Source organism: Devosia sp. (genome assembly GCF_034675085.1).
GTDB lineage: Bacteria > Pseudomonadota > Alphaproteobacteria > Rhizobiales > Devosiaceae > Devosia.
Genome location: NZ_JAUCDN010000245.1, coordinates 1 through 4,988 on the forward strand (window position 1 = coordinate 1; position 4,988 = coordinate 4,988).

At 66.5% G+C, this 4,988-nt stretch carries 3 protein-coding genes; all 3 read right to left on the minus strand.

All coding sequences use genetic code 11. The annotated features are described in order from the left end of the window. Positions 1-52 precede the first annotated feature (52 nt). Positions 53-535 (minus strand): hypothetical protein, encoded by a 483-nt coding sequence (locus VDP82_RS13775; protein WP_323015421.1) that lies wholly within the window; start codon positions 533-535, stop codon positions 53-55. Between the two features lie 135 nt (positions 536-670). Further along, positions 671-3,949 carry an OmpA family protein gene (locus VDP82_RS13780; RefSeq protein ID WP_323015422.1) on the minus strand — a complete coding sequence of 1,093 codons (3,279 nt, stop codon included), beginning with the start codon at positions 3,947-3,949 and terminating at the stop codon, positions 671-673. Between the two features lie 290 nt (positions 3,950-4,239). Then, on the minus strand, positions 4,240-4,988 hold a 749-nt coding region (locus tag VDP82_RS13785; RefSeq protein WP_323015423.1), incomplete at its 5' end, for a hypothetical protein.

A 4,988-nucleotide genomic window follows, 5' to 3' on the forward strand; every position in this document is an offset into this window, starting at 1 on the left:
ATAAAACAAAGGCTTAGATCATTTCAGCGTTTCTACTAAACGGTGAAATGATCTAAGCCACGATTCTTGTGCTGGTGAGGGCCTTGGCCTGCTCCACCCATCTTTCGCGGGTGATCCGCCCCTGGAAGGCGAGCTTCTTGTCGATCCAGCCGATATCGGCCGGGCTCCAGCCGGCGATCTGGTCGAGATGGAAGATGCCCAGATCATGCAGCACTGATTCAATTTTCGGGCCGATTCCCTTGATCTGCCTGAGACTATCAGCTTTCCCCCCGCGTGGCCCCTCGAGCAGCAGCGGCCGAGGCTCGGGCATTCGCGGCCGGGGCACCGGCAACGGCTCGTCCACGGTCGCCGCCAGCCGCGCCGCCGCGCTGCGCGCCGGCCTTGGCGGGGCAGCGGGCACGTCCGGCGCCTTCGCCTGCCGCGTTCCACGCCCGGCATAAAGAATAAGGCGTGCGGCATAGCCCAGCACGCAGCCGGCAAGATAGGCCAGAAGAACAAGCAGCGCGGTGTCGGCCATGAGGGCGATGTTGATCACGCCTTCCTCACGCTCCGGGCGGGCTGAAGCTGCGCCAGCCGACGACGAGGCCGACCAGCCCGGCAGCGGCCAGATAGGGCCAGGTCTGCTGCGCGAGATAGAAAAGCGAATGCCAGTTCACCCCCTGCCCCTCCCTCAATAATGCTCGGGCCGCACCACGACGACGATGCGCCGATTGAGGCGCTTGCCCTCGGCGGTGCCGTTGTCGGCCACCGGCGCGCTTTCGCCATAGCCCACGGCGTAAAGCCGCGCCGGGGCGATGCCGCGCTCCACCAGCGCCGCGATCACCGCTTCGGCCCGCGCCACCGACAGCGCCAGGTTGAGCCCGGCATCGCCATCGGAATCTGTGTGCCCTTCCACATGCACCACCGCATCGGCGCAGGCGGCCAGATCTGCCGCCAACTCATCCAGCGCCGGCTCGGAAGTCGCCGTGATGATGGCGGCGCCGGATTGGAAAAGGATGGAGTTACGGGCCGAAATCTCGGCGACCTGCGCCGCGCAGCCGCTGATATCGGCCGGCTGCGCCGGTCTGGAGGCCAGAAGGGCGATGGGCTCGGCGCCGGGCGGCGGCAGGTCGATGGCGGTGATCCATCGCGTGCCGCCCGGATCGCCGGCGATGGCGGCGAGCACGGCGGCGCGCGCACCGGCATTGGGCGCGGTTCCGGCTAGCGACCATTTGCCGGCGGAAAAATCCAGCCGCCCTTCGCTCAGATACATCAGTGCCCGCAGCCCGGTTTCGGCGCTGGGCAGGAAGCTGGACGGCGCGCCGTCGGCAACGCTGACCGCCGCCGTGTCGCCCTGGCTCAGGGCGGCGAAATAGCTCAGCGCCGCCTCGGCCGGAATCTGGCCACTCAAAATGACCGCGCCGTCGGCATCGCGCCGTGCGGCAAAGGCATAATCGGGATCGGCCGCGACATCGACCGGCGGCTCTGGCCGGGGCTGTTCGGTTTCCGCTGCTTCCGCAACGGGCGTTGCCAGAACTTCGGGCGGCGCGACCTCCGCTTCGGGCTCGGCACTGGCCGGCGCGTCGGGCGGCTCAATGGTCAAAGTCCAGCCGGCCAGCGGGGTTTCGGCCTTGGCCAGCGCCGCCGCTATATCTGCCCCCGCCCCGGCTTTGCCGCTGATCGCCCAATGGGTGCCGTCGAAATGCGCCTCGCCATTTTGCAGCCCGGCCAGCGCCGCCAGGGCGACCAGGGCGTCATTGACGAAGCCCTGGGGCGCGCCCGGCACAATTTGCGTTTCATCCCGCAGATCGGGGCCGAACCGCACGGCGAGCAGGCGCTGCATGCTTTGCGCCGGCATCTGGCCCGCTAACGTGATGCGTCCGGTATCGTCCTTGAGCGCCGACCAGAGATAGGGCGCCATGGGTTCGGCCGCTGGCTCCGGTTGCGGCTCCGGCGCCGTAACCGCGATGGACCAATGTTCGACCGGCACTTTGGCGGCCAGCACCGCGAGCATGGCATCGCGCGCGGCGATGGATTCTGCCTCGCCGGCCAGCGACCAGACCACACCATCAAACCGCGCCTCGCCATCGGCCAGAGCCATTGCCGCATCGAGCGCGGCCGTCACGGCCATGGCAAAGCCCTCGGGCGCACCCAGGGCCAGTTCGGTTTCATCGATCGCCCCCTCTCCGGCGTGAAGCGCCAAAAAGCGCTGCATGCCGGCATTGGGCACATAGCCGTCCAGCACCATGCCGTCCGCAACGCGTCGCGCCGACCACAGATAGGGCGATTTTTTCGGTAGCGCCGGCTTGGGATCGACCACGTCCAGCGTCCAATCGGCCGCCTTATCCTGTTCGGCCAATTGCGCTTCCAGCGCATCGCGGCCAGCGGGCGAGACGGCCAGGCCACTCAAAACCCAGTTCGTGCCGTCAAAAACTGCCTCGCCGCTTTGCAGATGCTCCAGCAAGGCCAGCGCCGTCCGGGCGGAAACCATGAATCCCGCCGGCGCGCCTGAGGCATAATCCAAGGTGGATTGGAGCGCCGGCGCTGCTTCGCGCAGGGCTGACTCGGCCTGCGGATCGGGCACGAGCCCGGAAAGGACGAGGCCCGCTTCCGTCTTCCTCGCCGACCAGCGATAGGTCTCCGCGCGGGGCGCCTGGATATCGGCGGCGGCTAGGCTGATGCCCTGTGGGGCCTGGCCCGCAATGAGCGCCAGCAATTCCCGATAGGCTTCGGAGGAGCTGGCGATGCCGGCCAGGGTCAGGGCGTTGCCGCGCAGCGCCATGCGCCCTTCACGCATCAGTCCGAGGGCTTCGATGCCGAAATCCGCCCCGGAACGGTAGCGATCGGGCGCCCCCCGGCCCAGTTTCAATTCCGCAATGTCGGCTCCCGCGAGCGCGCCGAAGGCCTGGCGCGTCGCATCGTCCGGCGCGTAGCCGTCGAAGATCAGCACGCCGGTATTCTCGCGTACCACGCTCAGCCAGTAGTCCTCGATACGAGGTGGCTCGAGCACCACGATGCTGCCGGCCGTTTGCAGGGTACGGGCAACGCTTTGGGCGATTTCGAGCGTTGCCGGCGCGCCGGTCAGCGTGCTGGCGCCATCGAGAATGCTGGCCTCGCCATATTCCAGCCGCGCCAATTGCTCGAGCAGCAGCGGGGCGAGTTCGGTGAAATCGGCAGGCTGGCCGGAGCCCAGCGCCAGCCCCGTGGCCACGGGCAGGCCGGAGACGTCGGCGGTGCGCAGGCGCTCGGCCAGTTCCGCATCGGGCACGTAGCCGGAAATGGCGATGCGCCGGCCATCGGAAGTGGCCGTCCAGCGATAGGGTGAGACCTGCGCCGGGGTGATGGCGACCTCTCCCATTTCCATGCCCTGGGGCGGGCCGGCGCGCAGCACCACCAGCAGGTCGCGGAACGCCTGCTCGGAGCGGGCCAGGCCGCTGATGGCGATAGTGTCGTCCGAAACGACCACCTCGCCCCTCTCCAGATAACGCAATTGCGCGACGGCGAATTCGGCCCCGGCCGCCCAGGCCTGCCGCGCCGATACGCCGGAGCGCAATTCGAGCGGCGCATCCGCGAGGCCGGCGAGATCGAGCAGGCGCCGGCGCGTCGGCAGATCGGGCACAGCGCCGGCAAGGCTGATGGAGCCGCCCGCTATGCCGGCTTTCAGCCGATAGGGGCTGGCCAACGGCGCCAGCGCCACATTCGTCGTTACCGAGCGCAATCCATCTATCTGGGAAAGATAGGAAAGCGCATCATCAACAAGGGCTTGGTCGGTGGTGATACCAGACAGGGTGAGGTCGCGACCATCAAGGGACAGCTCGGCCCAATCGACATTTCCGGCGGCAATGGTGGCGGCGCTGCGCGCCTGCAAATCCTCGACGATGGTCGACGTCGTCATTGCCAGAGAGAGACTCGTGCCGCCCAGGACAGTGACCAGCCCCGGCACGACCCATTTCCACAGGTCCCTTGTCATTCCGATTCCAACGCAGCGCCGCAATTGCCGCAAGGCTAGTGCATTTCACGGCGGGAGGAAACGAAAATGGCTGCGGCAAGCCTTTGCTCGAATGGAATAACCAGGCGGGCAACCAAGGCTGGAGCCAGGTTTACCCCTCTTGCTTCTGCTGTTGCCTCACACCGGGTCATTCCGGTGAGCAAGAAAGACTATGTGTTTTGTGACGTCTCGAGCACCTGACGCCGCCCCACCCTAAAAGCAGAAAGGCCCGGCGTGAGCCGGGCCTTTCCGTAGAGACTGCAATCCAAGGATTACTGGAAGGCCTTCGAAGCCTTGAAGGTAACCTTGTACGCGCCGTTCTGCTGAACGGTGGCGCCGAGCGACGATTCGAAACCGCCACCGGGCTTCCAGCCGAGTTCGGCCTTCGCGTAGAAGTCCGAAGCAGCAGGGCCGACCGGACGGATGGAGGCAACAGTGTCCTCGCCATGGCCGTACACACCGATTTCGGTGGTCAGCTTGATGGTTTCGGTCAGAGCAGCAACGAGCTGGGCAGCGACCTGGTAGCCATCGCCAACGCCCACGAGACCGTCGTTGAAGTAACGGCCGCCGATGTTGATTTCGATGCCTTCAGCAACGGTGGCGCCGAACGAGCCGCCGAAGCCCCAGTCGGTGTCGAGGGCAACGCCGTTGGCAGCGGTGCCGCCGATGGCTTCAGCCGAGAGCGCGATCTTGAACATATCGAACTTGGCTTCGCCCGAGACCAGACCATTCCAGTAGGAATAGTTGGCGCCGACGATCGGATCATAGCCGCCGCCGATGGCCAGAGCGCCACGGACCTTGAACTGGTCGAAGGTGGCGGTCACGCCCGAGTGGACGAGGTAGGTGTCGCCAGCATTGCGGTCACCGTCGAGGATGCCACCAACGGCACCGCTGATGTGGGCGGTGATGCCAGCGCCGGAGTAGTCCAGAACACCGACCAGGGTGCCGGCCTTCTGAGCACCGGTCACAGCGCCGCCGCCATTCAGGTTTTCAAGACCAACCTTGAGGATCAGGCCGTCGG